Below are 16,521 nucleotides of genomic sequence, written 5' to 3' on the forward strand. Positions count from 1 at the left end.
TACCCGCGGACCGTGCATCTCACTCAGCGACGACGGCGAGCCCCCCTGTCCAACCGATCTGCTCGGTGACACCCAGGGCGATGCCCAGCGCCCCGAGTGCCTCCAGACGCTCCGCCCGCTTGAGCTCGCCGGCGTCGGCCCACGTCAGTCCGGCGGCCTCGACGAACGAGCGCAGGCTCGCCTTGGCCTCCGCGGAGTCGGCAGCAGCCAGAACAGTGGCCGGGCGAGCGCCGATGGTGCCGCTCGCCAGGACGGCGGCGAAGACGGTGTTGAAGGCCTTGACCACCTGGGCGTCCGGGAGCTTCACTGCGAGCTCGGCGCTCGCAGAGCTACCGGCCGGTACGAGAGAGTCGAGGGTGGTGAAGTCCAGGGGGTTGGTCGGGTCGACGACGACCTTGCCGGCGAAGGCCTGCGCGCCGTAGGCGGCGATGACGTCGTCGATGGCGGCGTAGGGCAGGGCGAGGACGACGATGTCACCGGTCAGGGGCGAGCCGATCTCGGCGACGTCGACGCCCGACAGGCCAGTGACCTTGGAGGTGTCGCGCACCAGGACCTGAGTGCTGGCGCCGGCCTTGACCGCCAGACCTGCGACAGCTGATCCGATGTTGCCGACGCCGATGATGGAGATGGAGGGGACGGACATGAGAGCTCCTTGGTGTTGGTAAACGAACACCTGAACTCTCTCACAGAGACTCGCTTTCCAATAGAGAGTGACTGCATGAAAGAGATCACTAACTGTCTTCGCGCACGCTCTCTGCCATCACTGAGACTCCGAGCACCGCGGGCCGCTCGCCGCTCAGAGCAGCTTCTTGGAGGTGAGCCAGTCGGTGGCGATGACCTTGGAGCTGAGCTTCTCGCCGGTGGAGCGCTGGTTGAGGGAGCGCAGCTCGTCGGGGGTCAACAAGGCCGAAACCCGATTGATGGCTGTGGCCGCGATGGCCGGCAGGGAGGCCGACACCAGCGGGGTGACGTTCTGCGGGAGGATGAGCATCTGGGGGTCGGAGAGGATGACGAGGTCCTTGACCCCGATGGCGGGATCAGAGGAGTAGATGTCGGCGACATCGACGGTGCCGTCGGTGAGCGCCTTGACGGTCAGCGGTCCGCCGGAGTCCTCCACCGGCGTGACGGAGGCGTCGACGCCGTAGACGGCCTTGAGGCCCTTGGGACCGTAGGGGCGGGTGGTGAACTCCGAGTTCGCGGCGATCGTGACGGACCGCCCCAGTGAGGCCAGGTCGCCGATGGAGGTCAGGGAGTGGGCCTGGGCGGTGGCCTTGGTGACGGTCAGGGAGTCCTGGTCCGTCGCCTCGGCCGGGTTCAGGACGGTCAGCGAGTGCGGCAGGGTCCTCAGCAGGGTGTCCTGGATGGAGGCGGTATCGCTGGCGGTGCGGGAGGCGGGCGCGGTGGCGGTCGCGGCGGTGGGGTTGACTGAGGCGGAGGTCTTGCTGTAGTACTCCAGCAGGTTGCCGCCGTACTCGGGGATGACGTGGATCTTGCCGGCCTCGAGCTCGGGCAGGTAGACCTCGCGCTGACCGATCTGGTACTCGCGGGTGACGGTGAGACCGGCCTTCTCCATCATCTGGGCGTAGAGCTCGGCGATGATCTCGTTGGAGTAGTACTGCTGACTGCCGATGATGATCGGACCGCCGGAGTAACCTCCTGAGGCCCGGTCGACGGCGAAGGGGTCGGTGTCGGAGCAGGCGCTCAGGGCGAGCAGGCCGGTGGCCGTGCCGACACCGGCCAGCAGGCCGCGTCGCGTCAGCTGCCTGCCGGAGCGCTGGTTGGACTGTGCGGTCATGCTGATTCCTTCCGGTGCTGCCGGGCGCCCGGGGGCGTGACACCCCATTGGATGAGGGCGAAGAGGGCCTCGGAGGCCAGGGCGAGGGCGATGACCAGGAGCGCTGAGGCGAGCATCATGACGTAGTCCTGGGTCTTGAGGCCCAGGAACATGAGTCTGCCGAGCCCGCCGGCGCCGGTGTAGGCGGCCAGCGTGGCGGTGGAGATGACCTGGAGGCTGGCCGAGCGCAGCCCGCCGACGAGCAGCGGCGCCCCTAAGGGGATCTCCACCCGTCCCAGGATCTGGAGCTCGCTCATGCCGCTGGCCCGGGCGCCGTCGACGGCCATGGCAGAGGCCGCCCGCACGCCGCTCATGGCTCCGGCCAAGACACTGGGCAGGGCCAGGACGACGAAGGCGATCATGGGAGCGCTCAGGCCGACCCCGAGCACAAGGCCGAACAACGTGATGAGGCCGAGGGTGGGCAGGGAGCGGGCCGCTCCACTGAGCGGCTGCACCCAGGCGCGCCCGCGCCCGGTGTGCCCTACCCACCAGCCGGCGGGGACCCCGATGAGGGCGGCGATGAGGACACCGGCCAGGGAGTAGAGAACATGCTGTCCCAGCAGTGAACCGATCCCCATGGCCCCGTTCCAGTGAGCGGGATCGGCGATGTAGGCCAGCGCGGCCAGGACGAACCTCACGCCTTGACCTCCTGGTTCTGTGAGGCGGCTGCACCGGCTTCGGCAACGGCCGCTCCGGCGGCGCCGGCGCGCTTCCAGGTCCAGGGCAGACACAGTCGCCCCAGAGCGAGGACGAGCCCGTCCAGGACGAGGGCCAGGGCCGCGGTGGACACCAGGCCGGTGACGATCTCAGCGGTGATGCCGCGCTGGAAGCCGTCGGTGAAGAGCCAGCCGAGGCTGCGCACACCGAGGACCGCCCCGACAGTGGTCAGTGAGATCGTCGAGACCGTCACCACGCGCAGGCCCGTGAGGATGGCGGGGCCCGCCAGCGGCAGCTCGACGGTGAGGAAGCAGCGGATGCGCCCCATACCCATGGCCGCTGCGGCATCCAGGACGCGTGCGTCAACGGCGTCGAGCGCGTCGGCGGTGGTCGGCACCAGGAGCGCCAGCCCGTAAAGGGTCAGTGCCACGATGACGTTGAGCGGGTCGCGGATGCCGGTGGCCAGGATGATGGGGAGGATGACGAACAGGGCCAGGGACGGGACGGCGTAGAGCAGCGAGGAGCCGGTCACCAACACGGCGCGCAGCGGGCGGGCGGTGCGGGCCAGCCGGGCGATGGGGATCGCCAGGACGAAGGAGGCGATGATCGCGGGAACCGCCTGGAGCAGGTGGGCCAGCAGGTGCCCGGCGATGGTGGACAGGTTGGCCAGGACCCAGCTCATGCCCGTTCCTCCGCCTCCGCGGAGGACTCGTCGGCCAGACGCCCGACGGCGCGGCCGGCCCGGTCCAGGACGATGCGGGACTCGGCGACGTCCTTGAGCCTCAGCTGGCGTGCGGCGTCGTCGAGGCCGAGGAAGCGGGCGACGAAGTCGTCGGCCGGGTCGGCCAGCAGCTGGGGGCCGCTGCCGCGCTGGGCTACCTGGGCGCCTTCACGCAGAAGGATGATCTCGTCGCCCAGGGCGAGGGCCTCGTCGACGTCGTGGGTGACGAAGATGATCGTCTTGTCCAGCTCGGCCTGGATGCGGACCATCTCGCGCTGGAGGTCGCGGCGCACGAGGGGATCGACGGCGCCGAAGGGTTCGTCCATGAGGAGCACACCCGGATCAGCGGCCAGGGCCCGGGCCACGCCGACGCGCTGGGCCTGGCCACCGGAGAGCTGGTGGGGGTAGCGCCCGGCCAGGTCGCGGTCGAGGTCGAGCAGGTCCATGAGCTCGAGGGCCCGCTGCCGGGAGTCATGGCGTCCCACGCGTTGAAGGCTGGGTACCAGGCTGATGTTGTCGATGACGCGTCGGTGAGGCAGCAGCCCCGCATTCTGCATGACGTAGCCGATGGAGCGGCGCAGGGCGACGGCGTCGCGGGTGGCGACGTCCTCGTCGTCGATGAGAACCCGACCGCTGGATGGCTCCACCATGCGGTTGACCATGCGCAGCAGGGTGGTCTTGCCGCAGCCCGATGAACCCAGCAGGACGGTGGTGGTGCCGGCCTCGATGCGGGCCGAGAAGGAGTCGACGGCGGGAGAACCGGATCCAGTGCCCCTCCCAGCCGGGTACGACTTGGTGACGTCATCGAAGGTAATGGTGCTGCTCATAGAAGGTGCCGGATGTCCTCTCCTGGCCGCTGACAGCACGACCGTATGGTGTGCCGCAACGATACCAGCCATTACCTGCTGAACCGGAGGAAGGCAGGCTTTACCAAGGCGATTGGTGCAGGATTGAAAGCAAATACCCAGGTACACACCACCCGTCCCCTGGAGGCGCAGACATGCCGGACACGATTGACGCCACTACTCCCCCAACTATGCTGGCGGCCCGGCTCAGCGAACCGGGGAGCATCAGCAACCTCCACGTCGTCGAGCTCCCGGTTCCCGCCCCACCCGAGGGTTGGGTGCGTTTGAAGGTCATGGCCTTTGGCCTCAACCGCAGCGAGTACCACTCCGTGCACGGCATGGCTGAGGGGATGACCTTCCCTCGCATCCTGGGGATCGAGGCCTCCGGGGTTATCGACCTGGACCCCGGGGGCATCCTGGCACCCGGCACCCAGGCGGTCACGATGATGGGCGGGATGGGACGGGTCTTCGACGGTGGATACGCCCAGTACGTCATCGTACCGCGCACGCAGATCATCACCTTCCGCTCCAGCCTGCCCTGGGAGGTCATCGGCTCGGTGCCCGAGACACTACAGACGGCCTACGGAGCCCTGACCACAGGCCTGGATCTCCAGCCGGGGCAGAGCCTGCTCGTACGCGGAGGTACCTCGGCGCTCGGACTGACCACGGCCGCGCTCGCAACCGACATGGGCTGCCGGGTCTATGCGACCTCCCGCCGCGAGGCCGGGCTGGAGCTACTGCGCTCACGAGGCGCCATCCCACTCCTGGACGACGGAAAGGTCGCTCCGCGGCTGCGCGAGGCAGAGCCGAGTGGGGTTCACGCCGTCCTTGAACTGGTCGGCGTGCCGACGCTGCAGGACTCGCTGGCGGCGACGGCGGTTCACGGAACGGTCTGCTTCTCCGGGATGCTGTCTGACTCGTGGACGATCTCTGACTTCTACCCGATGGACTGGATCCCCAACGGGGTACGTCTGACCACCTACTCCGGCCAGGCCCAGGACCTGCCGGCAGAGGTGCTTCAGCGGATTCTGGACCGGATTGAGTCGGGCGATCTCGATCTCCTGCCCGTCCATTCCTACCCTCTGGCCGACATCGCCCAGGCGCACGAGGACATGGCCTTGGGACGCCACGTGGGCAAGCTAGTCGGTCTGCCCTGGGACTGAGTCGACGCGCTCAGGCCGCCAGGGACACGGCGTCGTCGACTCGGAAGTCGCCCTTGATCAGGGCCTGAATGCCTTGCGCATAGGGGCTTGCCGCAGGTCCTGCAGTGCGCCCCAGCACGCCCTCCAGCCACCGGGAGTAGGCTGCGTCGACGGCACTGGCAACACGGTTGAGAGCATTTCCGATCATGTTGACTCCTCAGTAAATCGCTGCCACGTCAACGAATTCTGCGCCGATCTCTGTCGACGCCCACTACTGTAGGAGACCATATGATCATCTGGAATCTTCATTTTAACGTAAAGTGATCATCCGTGAGCACCTTCTCCCCCACCAGTCGTCAGCGGCAGATCCTCAAGAGCCTGAGCACGACAGCGGTCATGAGCGTGAACGCCCTGTCGCGACTCGCCGGCGTCTCCGGGGTGACGATTCGTCGCGACCTGGCGGAGCTCACCCACGAGGGTCTCGTCACCCGCGTCCATGGAGGTGCGCTGCGCGCACCCCGGCGCGGGGCCAGCCAGCCGATCTCCTTGCGCCGCGGCGAGGACCTGGAGGCCAAGAGGGTGCTGGCCCGGGCCACGGCAGCACTTGTTGACGATGGGGAGAGCGTCATCATCGACAACGGAACCACCTGCGAGATGGTGGCCGAGCAGCTCGCCGGCCGCGACATCCGGGTCCTGTGCCTGTCACTGTCGGCCGCAGTGGCACTGGCATCCACGCCCGGCCCGATCGTCACCGTTCCCGGAGGGATCGTCGAGACCGACACGCTGGCGATGCTGACGACGACCGCAGTCGACGCCGTGCGCCGTTTCCGCGCCGACGTCGCCGTCCTGGGCGCCTGCGCCGCCTCCGCGCAAAGCGGCCTGACCTGCACCGAGGATCACGACGCCGTCCTCAAGGCGGCCATCATCGGTTCGTCATCCCGGTGTCTCATGCCCGCTCCACCACGCAAGCTGACACGTTCCTCCACATACGGCTTCGGCGAGCTGAGCGACCTGGACACCCTGCTGACAACGACCGACATCGACCCGGAAACACTGACGGGCCTGCAGGAGGCAGGTGTGTCCGTCGAGGTGCACGACGTGTAGAGGCCATATAGACACGCAGTCCCGCCCAGCCACATGGTGGGGCCACGCCGTCAGACGCAGCTCCACTGGAGAGTATCTGGGAATACTGAGTACTATTGCGGCCTCTCCGGCTCAGAAGGTAGGGCGCAGGGCGACGTCGTCGGAGTAGTCGGAGGCGACGAGCTCGACACGGTTTCCCTCGGGGTCGAGCACGGTGGCCTCATAGTAACCGTCACCGGTCTCACGAGGTCCGTCGATGACCGGCACGCCGGCCTCGGACATGTTGGAGGCCAGGCGGTCGACGTCATTGCGCCCGGGCAGGCCGAAGGAGACGTGAGCCCAGCCCAGCGCGTCGGCCTCTCGCCGCTCGGCGAGCTCCGGACGGGTCATGATCTCCAGGCGGGTCCCCCGCTCGTCCGCGGGAGTCTCGGCGAAGTGTAGGACATGGGTGCGCAGGCCGGTCTTCGGGTTCTCGTAGAGACCGTTGGCGTGCCCGTCGAACCAGTGGGAGTAGAAGTCTCGGGCGTCGTCGAGGTCGGCGACCCAGATGGCAACGTGGTCGAGATACGGCATGATCGTTTCCTTCCTGACGGTGCGGAATCACTGCTAATGACCAGAGATGACCGTACGATCATTCCCTTCAACAGCGATTTTCTCCTGCTAACTCAACGGTTTAACTGAACGTTGCTCCGTTGACATCAACCATAGGAGACCATACGATCATTGTCATTGCCCGTTTTCCAGCAAAACGATCACCTCATCGCTGCCGATGCGGAGGAAGCATGCCTGACAGTCCTCACGAGAGGCGCCGCACGATACTGCGCGCCCTGAGCCCCACCACGGTCCACAGTGTGCAGGCGCTGTCCCGGCTGACCGGGGTCTCGGTCATCACCATCCGCCGGGACCTGGCCGAGCTGGCCCATGAGGGCCTGGTGACCCGAGTCCACGGTGGGGCTTTGCGCGCACCGCGCCGTGGGGCCGCCCGGCCGGCCTCCATGCGTCGCAGGCAGGATGTAGAGATCAAGCGCCGCCTGGCTCAGGCCACCGCCGAGCTCATAGAGGACGGGGAGGCGGTCATCATCGACTCCGGAACCACCTGCGAGATGGTGGCCGAGCAGCTCGCCGGCCGCGACATCCGGGTCCTGTGCCTGTCGCTGGGCGCCGGTGCGGCAGTGGCCTCCGTGCGCGGAGCCGCAGTGACCATCGCGGGCGGCCCGGTTGATCCGGAGTCCCTTTCCCTGTTCTCCGCCGAGGCAGTCGAGGCGGTGCGCGCGTTCCGGGCCGACATCGCGGTCCTATCCACCTGCGCCGTGTCCACTCGTGAGGGCCTGACCGTCATGGAGTCCGACGACGCTATGGTCAAGCGCGCCATCATGGCCTCCTCCACCCGACGCGTTCTGCCGACCGCGCCGAGCAAGATCACCCAAACCAGCACCTACCGGTTCGGGCGCATCGAGGACCTCGACGTGCTGCTGACAACGAGCCAGATCGCCCCCGACACCCTCGAGGAGCTGCAGGAGGCCGGGGTCGACGTCGTGCTGTGCGACTAATCGTGAGCAGCTGCGGCTGGCTGCTCGCAGCCAGTTGGCTCAGCCCAGGAGCGCCACGATGGTGCAGGAAACGACCATCAGCGGGAGCGCCCCCTGTTTGGCCGCTGCGCTGCGATGGGGCGTCGAGGCCAGGGCCAGGACCACGGCGGCCGCCAGCATGGCTCCGGTCCCGGCCAGCATCAGGGCGACCCCGATCGCCGTGTGCCCCAGGGCTGTGAGGACGACCCCGATGATCGCCTGGAGGGCCAGGAAGAGGTTGTAGAAGCCCTGGTTGAAGGCGTAGAAGGCGTGCGGTCTGGCCTCCTCGACCGTGCCACCGAAGGTCCTTCGGGCCAGAGTCCCCTCCCAGGCAATGGACTCCATGTAGAAGATGAGGACGTGGAGGGCGGAGGCCAGGACAGCGAAGACCATGGCAGCAGTCAGCATGAGCGCTCGATTCATGAGGACGGGCAGAAACCGGAACCTCAACCGCCCCACCGCCGTCGCTATTCCGGGATGATCCCCGGAACCTCCCATGCTCAGGAGGAGGCCTGCTTGATCACCCAGGCGATGAAGTTCTCCTCACCGGAGCCGGTCAGCTCGGCCATCGTGTGCCCCTGGCCCCAGATGGTGGCGAAGTCGACGTTGCCGGCTCCGGCCTGTTGGAGCGCCAGGGCGAGGTTGACCTCCACGGTGGAGGCCGTGTCGCCCTGGGTGATACCGGTGCGGATGCGCCAGGCCGGGGCGATGGTCGAAGTGCCACGCCCCCTGGAGTCCTGGGTGAGGTAGTAGAGGGGGTCGTACATCGACACGCGCGTGGCCATGTCGGTGCCGACCGAGTCCTTCGTAGCAAGGTCCTTCTCGTACGCGGCGACGCCGTAGTCATCACTCCAGCCGCTGAGGGCGGAGTACTTCGACTGCCCCTCGGAGATGACCTCTCGGCTCAAGGAGGAGAAGTGCAGCTTGCTCTCGCCCGAGCCCATGACGAGGTTCTCGGTCTGGGCACGGTCGACGCCGTCGAAGGCCCCCACGTCCTTGGAGGCGTTCTTCTGAGAGGTGACAAATCCCTCGAGGCCGGTGATCGTCGCGGTATTGGTGGAGGCGTCGTAGGTGACCCACTGCGAGGAGGAGTTGAGAGAGGCGATGTACTCCTCCACCGTGTTGTAGGTGGTGGTCCCACCGCCGGACTGACTGTCCGGCCCGCCGCCCTCAGGGGGCGTCCCGCCGTCGGGGGCACCACCGCCAGCAGGTCCCATTCCGGCCATCTCAGTGGACGAGGGCGTGTAGGGGAAGGTCGTGGCCGCCAGGAAGTCGTTGAGAGACGTCTGGATGACCGCCATGAGGTGGTCGTAGTAGGAGCCGGCCAGGTAGGTGCCCTTCGAAGAGCTCTCCAGGCTCAAGGGCTTGCCGTCCGAATCGGTCAGCTTCAACTCATTGAGGTAGGTGGGGAAGGCGGCCGCGAGGTCCTGGGAGTAGGCCCTCGTCCAGGTGCCCTCGGCACGAGTGCCGGAGGAGGTGAACTGGCCCATGTTCCACTCGTAGGCGGCGTTGGCGCTGTCCAAGGTGGTGATGGGGCACCAGCACATGGCTCCGGCAACGGCGTCGGACAGGGCCTTGCCACTGGTACCAGTGGTGGCTGCCCCCAGGGCCGCCAGGTAGGGGGCGAACAGTCCGCTGTCGCCCGAGGCCCCGACGATGGCGCTCTGAGCCCCTCCCCCGCTGTGCCCGAAGACGTAGACCTTGGTGGCATCGCCTGGGACGGAGGACGCGTTGTAGCGCCGGTAGCGCACGGCGGCCTTGAGGTCGGTGACTCCCCAGGGCGCGTTGCCGGAATAGGTCTGGGAGTTGGAGTCCTTGCCGCGAAGGCCGGCGTGGACGTAGATGAGGCCGGCCTCCATGTAGGCCTTGATGATGTCGTAGGAGTACTCGGTGGGCGGCCTCTGAGCGGAGTAGCCCGGGGTGTTGACCGGGAAGACGGTCGGTGCGGTGGCAGCGGTGAAGCCGCCGACGGCGCCGGAGTCGTTGACCGTGGCGGTGTAGGTGCCGTTGCCGTTGTCAGTTCCGGTGAGGTAGGCACCGGGCACGTAGATGCCCAGGGTCTCGTAGTCGGAGGCCTGTGGCGTGGCCACGTAGCTCAGGCCCAGCTGGTAGTAGACATCACCGGTGGCGTCGTAGCGCCAGGCGGCATTATCCAGCGCCAGCTTCGGGTCAGTGGCGGCCTGCGACGTCGATGCGGCGGAATCCTGCGAGGCGGCTCCTCCGCCCGAGCAGGCGCCCAGGCCCAGAAGTCCCGCCGCAGTGGGCAGGGCAGTCAAAATGGTACGTCGTGGCAGGTTCATGGCGCTCCCCTCCGGCACAGTCAGTCGCGTGCCTCGTTCACGCGTCGTCATACGCGACTAGCACATCACTGTAAGGCCAGGCAGGCCCCAAGGCGCACCTGTGGCATTCCTGTGAATCGGTACCCGGCTGATGATGAGCGCGACAGAGCACCGACCCCATTGCCCGTACAACGGACGGCGCTGCCAACCTTATACGGAGGCCGGCAGCGCCGTCGTCAGCGGGCGGACAAGCCTGGACTCAGTCCTCAGCGGCGCTGGGGTGGGTCATGTCCATGGGAACGACCCACCTGTCGAACTCCTCGGCGGTGACGAAACCGAGCTCCAGGGCGGACTCGCGCAGGGACAGTCCTTTGTGGTGGGCATTCTTGGCGATCTTGGAGGCCTTGTCGTAGCCGATGTGGCGGTTGAGGGCGGTGACCTGCATGAGGTTGGTCTCCAGGTTGGCCTCGATCCGCTCGGTGTTGGGCTCGATGCCGTAGGCGCAGTTGGTGTCGAAGGAGACGCAGGCGTCACCCAGGAGTTGGATGGACTCCAGGACGCACCAGGCCATGACCGGCTTGAAGACGTTGAGCTGGAAGTTGCCCTGGGATCCGGCGAAGCCGACGGTGGCGTCGTTGCCGAAGACCTTCGTCGCCACCATGGTCATGGCCTCGCACTGGGTGGGGTTGACCTTTCCGGGCATGATCGAGCTGCCGGGCTCGTTCTCGGGGATGATGAGCTCGCCGATGCCGTTGCGGGGGCCGGAGGCGTACCAGCGCACGTCGTTGGCGATCTTCATGAGGGCGTCAGCCAGGACCCGCAGGGCACCGGAGACCTGGACCAGGGCGTCGTGGGCGCCCAGGGCGGCGAAGAGGTTGTCCGCCTGGGTGAACTCAATGCCGGTCTCCTCACTGATCTTGGCCGCGCACAGGACCCCGAACCTCGGGTGGGCGTTGAGACCGGTGCCGACGGCGGTGCCGCCGATGGCGAGTTCGCGGGCGCGGGAGTCGGCGTAGCGGATGCCGTCGAGGGCGAAGTCGATCTGGGCAACCCAGCCGCTGATGACCTGGCCCAGGGTGATGGGGGTGGCGTCCTGCAGGTGGGTGCGACCCACCATGACGACGTCGGTGTAGGCCCTGGCCTTGGCGTCCAGGGTGTCGCGCAGCTGTTGGACGCGCGGGTACATGGCGGCCAGCTCGTTGACAACGGCGATGTGCATGGCCGTGGGGAAGGTGTCGTTGGAGGACTGGCCGCGGTTGACGTGGTCGTTGGGGTGGACCGGGGTCTTGGAGCCGCGCTCACCGCCGGCCAGCTCGATGGCGCGGTTGGAGATGACCTCGTTGGAGTTCATGTTGGACTGGGTGCCCGAGCCGGTCTGGAAGACCACGAGCGGGAACTCGGCGTCGAGGTCACCGGCGATGACCTCGTCGCCGGCCTTGGCAATGAGGTCGGCGATGTCGGTGGGCAGCTCGCCGAGCTCGGCGTTGGCCAGGGCGGCGGACTTCTTGAGGATTCCCAGGGCCTTGATCATGGGGCGGCCCCACACGAAGGTCTCGCGGCCGATGTCGAAGTTGTGCAGGCTCCGCTCGGTCTGGGCCCCCCAGTACCGGTTGGCGTCCACCTCGATGGTGCCCATGGAGTCGGATTCGGTGCGGGTCGTGACAGCCTGGTTGGGCGTCTTTGCATCAGTTGTCATAGGTGCAAGGGTAGGCGCTCATGGTCCCTGACATGCGAGGACGGGCGTCCCAGACGTGTCTCAGATCGCTACCGGCCGACGGCGTCGTTACGGCGGCGACTCATGATGGCCGGAGCTGTTCCAGAACCCAATCGAGCAGGTCCACGAGATGCTCACCTCCGTCGATGGTCCTGGGCCCATGGAGATGACCGGTGATCCGCAGAGCGGCCAACCCATGAAGCAGGACCCAGACGATGGTGGCAATCTCACGAGTCGGACCGGGGCGCAGCAGACCGGCATCCTGGGCCTGAGCGACGAGCTCACCGACGGCGGCCATGGCGTCGTCAACAGCCTCCTCCAACCCGGGATCCGGTTCGGTGATCGGAGTGTCCCCGAAGACCAGCTGGTAATGATGGGGCCCTCGACGGCGCAGTCGATATAGGCCCGACAGCCGGCACGCAACCGCTGCCACGTATCCCGATGCCGTTCCGCACCGTGACGAATCCGCTCGGCAATCTACCCGACCTGGGCTCCGACGCCGCAGTACAAGTCCGACCGCCTACGACGTCGCCGACAGCACCGCCCGGATGCCGGTGGCGATCGTCGCGTGCGCGGCGGTCGCGAGGCGGACGACCTCATCGGGGTCGGTGGGCACCTGCGCGAAGGACAGGTCGGAGACGACGCTCATGCCGGCCACACGCACGCCCAGCTGGTGCAGGGCGATAGCCTCCATGACGGTGGACATGCCCACACAGTCGGCGCCGAGGGCCCCCAGCATCCGGCTCTCCGCCATGGTCTGGTACTCCGGGCCGCGCAGGGCGGCATAGACGCCGGACCGGTCGGTCACAGCCCCCAGCACCCGGGCGAGCTCGGCGTCCCACGCTCCGCGCACATCCGTGAAGACCGGGCCGGTCAGTGGCGAGAAGCCGGTGAGGTTGAGATGGTCGGTGATCGTCATGACCTCACCGATCCCCCAGTCGCGCAGGCAGCCCCCGGCATTGACCAGGACGGCGCAGCGCACACCAGCAGCGGCGGCGATACGGGCCAGGGCGACCACCGGACCGGGACCATGCCCCTCGTAGAGGTGGGTGCGCCCATGGGCCACGAGCACGCGTTGTTCTCCCTCACCCTCCTGCTCGGTCTCCTGTCGGCCACGGCCGACGACATAAGAGTCGAGGCGGTCCTTCTGGCCGGGTGCAACCGGGGAGAGCACCCCGGGCAGGTCCGACAGGGGCAGGCTCGTCGCCGGCTCGCCCCAGCCGGCCAGGGCGCCGGCCGTACCGGAGCCCAGGACCACGAGGAGGTCATGACGAGGTGCACCGGTGCGTCGGGCGATCTGATGGGCCCCTTCCAGGTCCGTTCCCGGGCCATCGGGACCCGCGGAAGTACACAGGGCCGCCATGCGCTCGGACCGGGCGGCCGGGTCGCGGATACCGGCGGCGTCGATCACGAGCGTGCCTCCTGCCGAACCACCCGTCCCCGTCCCAGGGCGAGATGCCCGAGCAGCCCGATGAGCAGGGCGATCAGCACGCCGAGGTTGGCACCTGCCCAGGTGCCCTCGCGACCGCCCAGCGGCCCAAGCAGGTACCCCTGCCATGACAGCCAGGAGGCGGCCGAGTTGACCACCAGCCCCCAGCCGACGACGGAGCCGACGGCCACCAGGCCGATCGCCTCCCAGTTGACCGAGCCGTAGACGCCGTCGGGCGTGAAGAGGGCCTCCTCATCGTAGTCGTGGCGGCGCAAGATGACCTCAGCGACCATGACACCGGCCCATGCAGCGATGACGACCCCGAGGGTGGTGAGAAACCCCTGGAAGGGACCAAGGAAGTCGTCGGCGCCGAAGATGACGGCGATGGTGCCCACGGTCATGATGGTGGCATCGATCGAGGTGGCCACATGACGGCGTACGGGCAGGCCGGTGGCCAGCAGGGACAGGCCCGACGAGTACAAGTCCATGATGATGCCGCCGGCCAGCCCCAGGATGGCGACGATCGCGAAGGGGACGAGGAACCAGGTGGGTAGGATCGTGGTGAGGGCCCCTATGGGGTCGGCGTTGATGGCTTCTCCGAGGGAGGCGTCAGAGCCCACCAGGAGGATGCCGAAGAAGACGAGGACGACGCACGGCAGGGCCGAGCCCAGCGTCGTCCAGCCGATGACGCCCGCCGTCGAGGCCTTGCGGGGCAGATAGCGGGAGTAGTCGGCGGCGGCGTTGACCCAGCCCAGGCCGAAGCCGGTGGCCACCATGACCAGGGCACCGATGAAGGCCGCCGGTCCACCGGAGGGCAGTGCCAGGAGCGCACGAAGACTGATCTGGGGCGCGACGAGCACGAGGTAGATGACCGTGAGGACACCGGTGGCCCAGGTGATCCAGGTCTGCACCTTCATGATGGCCTCGAAACCGAGGATTCCGGCGCTGGCCGCCAGGCCGACGGTGAGCAGGAAGCCCAGGATCTGGGCACCGAGCCGGTTGTGCCATCCCAGGGCCTGGAGCACCGTCGCCGAGGCCAGGGTGGCCGAGACGCACAGGACCGTCTCCCAGCCCACGGTGAGGACCCAGGACAGGGCGGCCGACAGCCGGTTGCCGTTGTAGCCGAAGGCGGCTCGGGACAGAGCCAGGGTAGGGGCACTGCCCCGCTTACCCAGGACGGCGATGACACCGCACAGGAGGAACGAGAGGACGACGCCGACACCGCCGGCCACGACCGCCTGCCAGAAGGACAGACCGAAACCGAGAACCCAGGCGCCCCACGACAGTCCCAGGACGGAGATGTTGGCGGCGAACCAGGGCATGAAAAGGTCGCTGGGCCGACCTTTGCGATCGGACTCGACGATGACGTCAAGACCGGCGTTCTCGACGCGGGAGGCGGAGGGGGACTTCGCCGGTGTACTGCTGCTCATGGGCGATCGACCTCGGTGTCGGAAAACAGGGGCGCCGTGAGAGGAGACGCCCGATGGGGAGCGGTTACTGGACCTTGTGAGAGGCTCGAGATGCAGTGTAAGGCCATCACCGCGAAGCAGCCGCAGTCATGAGACTCTCGATGTGATCCCCACGTGAGAGAATAAAGCAACCTCCATATCATTCTCATAATATATAGAAACTCACATTGGATATTGAGTTGTGTGTCAGACGGCAGTCTGTAGGGTTGGAATGTCCGCTTTTGTCTCCTCCCGGAGACACATCATGGAAAGGAGCTCTCATGAGTGACAACGGAACCTTCGACAGGATCGCTGGCAAGGCCAAGGAGGCTGCGGGCAAGGTCACCGGCAGCAAGGAGACGGAGACCGAGGGCAAGCTTCAGCACGCCGAGGGCAAGATCAAGGAGGTCGCCGAGGACGCCAAGGACGCCATTAAGGGCGCGGTCGAGCACCTCAAGGGCGACAAGTAGAACGAGCACCAAAGCCGCGAGGGGTCCGGCCTCATTGAATGAGGCCGGACCCCTTCCTACGCGTGGCGCCGCGATGCCATCGACTTCCGAGACCGGCATCATCCTTCCGCGGGAATGAGAGTCGGCGCCAGATTGACGACACTCTGCGAGGGGTCGGCCTGCCCCCAGGAGTTATTCCCCCAGGTCCAGGTCCCCTCATCGACCGTGGCCCACGTGTCGTAGCCCGATGTGCCGATCCGGGTCGCCCCCTCGACCTTGTCGACCTGCACCAGTCCGGACGGGGAGTCCGAAACAGTCCCGTTGACCTGGCCGTAACGGTTGGAGCCGAAGCACCAGACGGCACCCTTCGACAGCGCGCAGGTGTGCTCGTAACCCGATACCAGTTCAGTGGGAGTCGCTGGAAGCTTGCCGACCTGAAGCGCCTGGTTGACGAGGGCATCGTCGGTCTTCTTGCCGAGCTGACCGACCTCATTGGCCCCCCAGGCGTAGACGACGCCCGAATCGTCCACAGCAACGGCAAAACCCTTACCCACGCTCAGCGCGGAGACCTTGACCTTCTCAAGCCCGGGCACCGCCGTCGGCGAGACGCGTGCGCCCTGAGTGTTGGCCTGAGCATCGGCCCCCCAGCAGGAGACTCCAGTACCATTCGAGGAGCAGACGAAGGATCCGCTACCGGCGCGCAATGACGTGGAGTTCGCGACCACAGGGGCCGCTGCGGACGCGGCGGGGGCTGCCGATGTCTTGCCGGGCCAGAGCCAGTGCCCTCCCAGAACACCTCCCGCCAGCCCGAGCACGAGAGCACCAACAGCAACCACCGGCAGCACCCACCCGCGACGCGAACCACCGCCCGAGAACTCGACACCCCCTTGGTCCGCCTGTATCTGCGTCACGGTAGGCAGCGGTTGAAGCCGGAAGCCCTGCGGCTGCGGCTGCGTCGGCGTGACCGTCTGCGGCTGAGGAGGATCGGTGGCGCCAACCAGCCGCAGTTGGGCCTGTGTCGCGCCGAAGCCGGCTTCAGTTTCGCGGTCAGTGCCGTGGCCGCCCGCATCGGCGCCGTCCGGGGCGAAGACACCCCCAGGAGTCCCGTAGGGTTGAACAGGCTGCGGTAGGGACGCCTGCTCATGCACAGGCGGGCCCTCGGCGGGCTGAGGGGCACCCCCTGCCGACGAAGCGATCCGTTCGAGCTGCGCACGCTGCTCAGGCGTCCAGGCGTGACCAGCGGCGAGAGCCTCTCGGGCGCGCTCGGGGCTATCGCCGATGAACCACAGCACCCTGCCCCCGTCGAGCATCCGGTCATCCATGGACCAGCCCCCTTCTCAACATGAAGGACC

Annotated in this window: 18 protein-coding genes; 4 read left to right on the forward strand and 14 right to left on the reverse strand. The window is 67.3% G+C overall.

Annotated features, from left to right (window positions below):
* Window positions 1–19 precede the first annotated feature (19 nt).
* The 5 genes from RWR81_RS03010 to RWR81_RS03030 form a co-directional block, all read right to left on the reverse strand.
* On the reverse strand, window positions 20–643 hold the full coding sequence (locus RWR81_RS03010; protein ID WP_314454189.1) for an NAD(P)-binding domain-containing protein: 624 nt from the start codon (window positions 641–643) through the stop codon (window positions 20–22).
* Window positions 644–796: 153 nt separating this feature from the next.
* On the reverse strand, window positions 797–1,795 hold the full coding sequence (locus tag RWR81_RS03015; RefSeq protein WP_314454192.1) for an ABC transporter substrate-binding protein: 999 nt from the start codon (window positions 1,793–1,795) through the stop codon (window positions 797–799).
* A complete protein-coding gene (locus RWR81_RS03020) occupies window positions 1,792–2,472 on the reverse strand; it encodes an ABC transporter permease subunit (RefSeq protein ID WP_314454194.1) in 681 nt (226 codons plus the stop codon). Before RWR81_RS03020 ends, RWR81_RS03015 begins: the two co-directional genes overlap by 4 nt.
* Window positions 2,469–3,173: an ABC transporter permease subunit gene (locus tag RWR81_RS03025; RefSeq protein ID WP_314454196.1), complete on the reverse strand. Its 705-nt coding sequence runs from the start codon at window positions 3,171–3,173 to the stop codon at window positions 2,469–2,471. Before RWR81_RS03025 ends, RWR81_RS03020 begins: the two co-directional genes overlap by 4 nt.
* Window positions 3,170–4,039, reverse strand: a complete 870-nt coding sequence (locus tag RWR81_RS03030) for an ATP-binding cassette domain-containing protein (RefSeq protein ID WP_314454198.1) — start codon at window positions 4,037–4,039, stop codon at window positions 3,170–3,172. Before RWR81_RS03030 ends, RWR81_RS03025 begins: the two co-directional genes overlap by 4 nt.
* A 173-nt stretch (window positions 4,040–4,212) precedes the next feature.
* Here RWR81_RS03030 and RWR81_RS03035 point away from each other — a divergent pair, with 173 nt between their 5' ends.
* Window positions 4,213–5,220 carry a zinc-binding dehydrogenase gene (locus RWR81_RS03035; RefSeq protein ID WP_314454201.1) on the forward strand — a complete coding sequence of 336 codons (1,008 nt, stop codon included), beginning with the start codon at window positions 4,213–4,215 and terminating at the stop codon, window positions 5,218–5,220.
* A 10-nt stretch (window positions 5,221–5,230) separates the two neighbouring features.
* Here the strand turns inward: RWR81_RS03035 and RWR81_RS03040 are convergent, their stop codons facing one another.
* Complete coding sequence (locus tag RWR81_RS03040) at window positions 5,231–5,407, reverse strand: hypothetical protein (RefSeq protein ID WP_314454203.1); 177 nt, start codon at window positions 5,405–5,407, stop codon at window positions 5,231–5,233.
* 122 nt (window positions 5,408–5,529) lie between these two features.
* Here RWR81_RS03040 and RWR81_RS03045 point away from each other — a divergent pair, with 122 nt between their 5' ends.
* On the forward strand, window positions 5,530–6,303 hold the full coding sequence (locus tag RWR81_RS03045) for a DeoR/GlpR family DNA-binding transcription regulator (RefSeq protein WP_314454206.1): 774 nt from the start codon (window positions 5,530–5,532) through the stop codon (window positions 6,301–6,303).
* A gap of 111 nt (window positions 6,304–6,414) precedes the next feature.
* On the opposite strand, the gene RWR81_RS03050 is transcribed toward RWR81_RS03045, so the two are convergent.
* Window positions 6,415–6,855 carry a VOC family protein gene (locus RWR81_RS03050; protein WP_314454210.1) on the reverse strand — a complete coding sequence of 147 codons (441 nt, stop codon included), beginning with the start codon at window positions 6,853–6,855 and terminating at the stop codon, window positions 6,415–6,417.
* A 209-nt stretch (window positions 6,856–7,064) separates the two neighbouring features.
* On the opposite strand from RWR81_RS03050, the gene RWR81_RS03055 reads away from it, so the two are divergent.
* On the forward strand, window positions 7,065–7,832 hold the full coding sequence (locus tag RWR81_RS03055; RefSeq protein ID WP_314454213.1) for a DeoR/GlpR family DNA-binding transcription regulator: 768 nt from the start codon (window positions 7,065–7,067) through the stop codon (window positions 7,830–7,832).
* Between the two features lie 39 nt (window positions 7,833–7,871).
* On the opposite strand, the gene RWR81_RS03060 is transcribed toward RWR81_RS03055, so the two are convergent.
* The 6 genes from RWR81_RS03060 to RWR81_RS03085 form a co-directional block, all read right to left on the reverse strand.
* Window positions 7,872–8,273 carry a DUF1304 domain-containing protein gene (locus RWR81_RS03060; RefSeq protein WP_314454216.1) on the reverse strand — a complete coding sequence of 134 codons (402 nt, stop codon included), beginning with the start codon at window positions 8,271–8,273 and terminating at the stop codon, window positions 7,872–7,874.
* A 77-nt stretch (window positions 8,274–8,350) separates the two neighbouring features.
* Window positions 8,351–10,150: a subtype A tannase gene (locus tag RWR81_RS03065; protein WP_314454219.1), complete on the reverse strand. Its 1,800-nt coding sequence runs from the start codon at window positions 10,148–10,150 to the stop codon at window positions 8,351–8,353.
* Window positions 10,151–10,388: 238 nt separating this feature from the next.
* Window positions 10,389–11,825, reverse strand: coding sequence for a class II fumarate hydratase (gene fumC / locus RWR81_RS03070; protein WP_314454222.1), 1,437 nt, complete (start codon window positions 11,823–11,825; stop codon window positions 10,389–10,391).
* A gap of 100 nt (window positions 11,826–11,925) precedes the next feature.
* Complete coding sequence (locus tag RWR81_RS03075) at window positions 11,926–12,276, reverse strand: TetR-like C-terminal domain-containing protein (protein ID WP_314454226.1); 351 nt, start codon at window positions 12,274–12,276, stop codon at window positions 11,926–11,928.
* 87 nt (window positions 12,277–12,363) lie between these two features.
* On the reverse strand, window positions 12,364–13,206 hold the full coding sequence (locus RWR81_RS03080; protein ID WP_314454361.1) for a purine-nucleoside phosphorylase: 843 nt from the start codon (window positions 13,204–13,206) through the stop codon (window positions 12,364–12,366).
* Window positions 13,207–13,250: 44 nt separating this feature from the next.
* Complete coding sequence (locus RWR81_RS03085) at window positions 13,251–14,702, reverse strand: cytosine permease (protein WP_314454229.1); 1,452 nt, start codon at window positions 14,700–14,702, stop codon at window positions 13,251–13,253.
* Window positions 14,703–15,001: 299 nt separating this feature from the next.
* Between RWR81_RS03085 and RWR81_RS03090 the strand changes: the two genes are divergently transcribed.
* Entirely contained in the window at window positions 15,002–15,190 is a 189-nt protein-coding gene (locus RWR81_RS03090; RefSeq protein ID WP_314454232.1) for a CsbD family protein, read from the forward strand.
* Between the two features lie 98 nt (window positions 15,191–15,288).
* Here RWR81_RS03090 and RWR81_RS03095 read toward each other — a convergent pair whose 3' ends face one another.
* A complete protein-coding gene (locus tag RWR81_RS03095) occupies window positions 15,289–16,491 on the reverse strand; it encodes a hypothetical protein (protein ID WP_314454234.1) in 1,203 nt (400 codons plus the stop codon).
* Window positions 16,492–16,521 lie beyond the last annotated feature (30 nt).

This window comes from uncultured Actinomyces sp. (assembly GCF_963526355.1).
Taxonomy (GTDB): Bacteria; Actinomycetota; Actinomycetes; order Actinomycetales; family Actinomycetaceae; genus Actinomyces.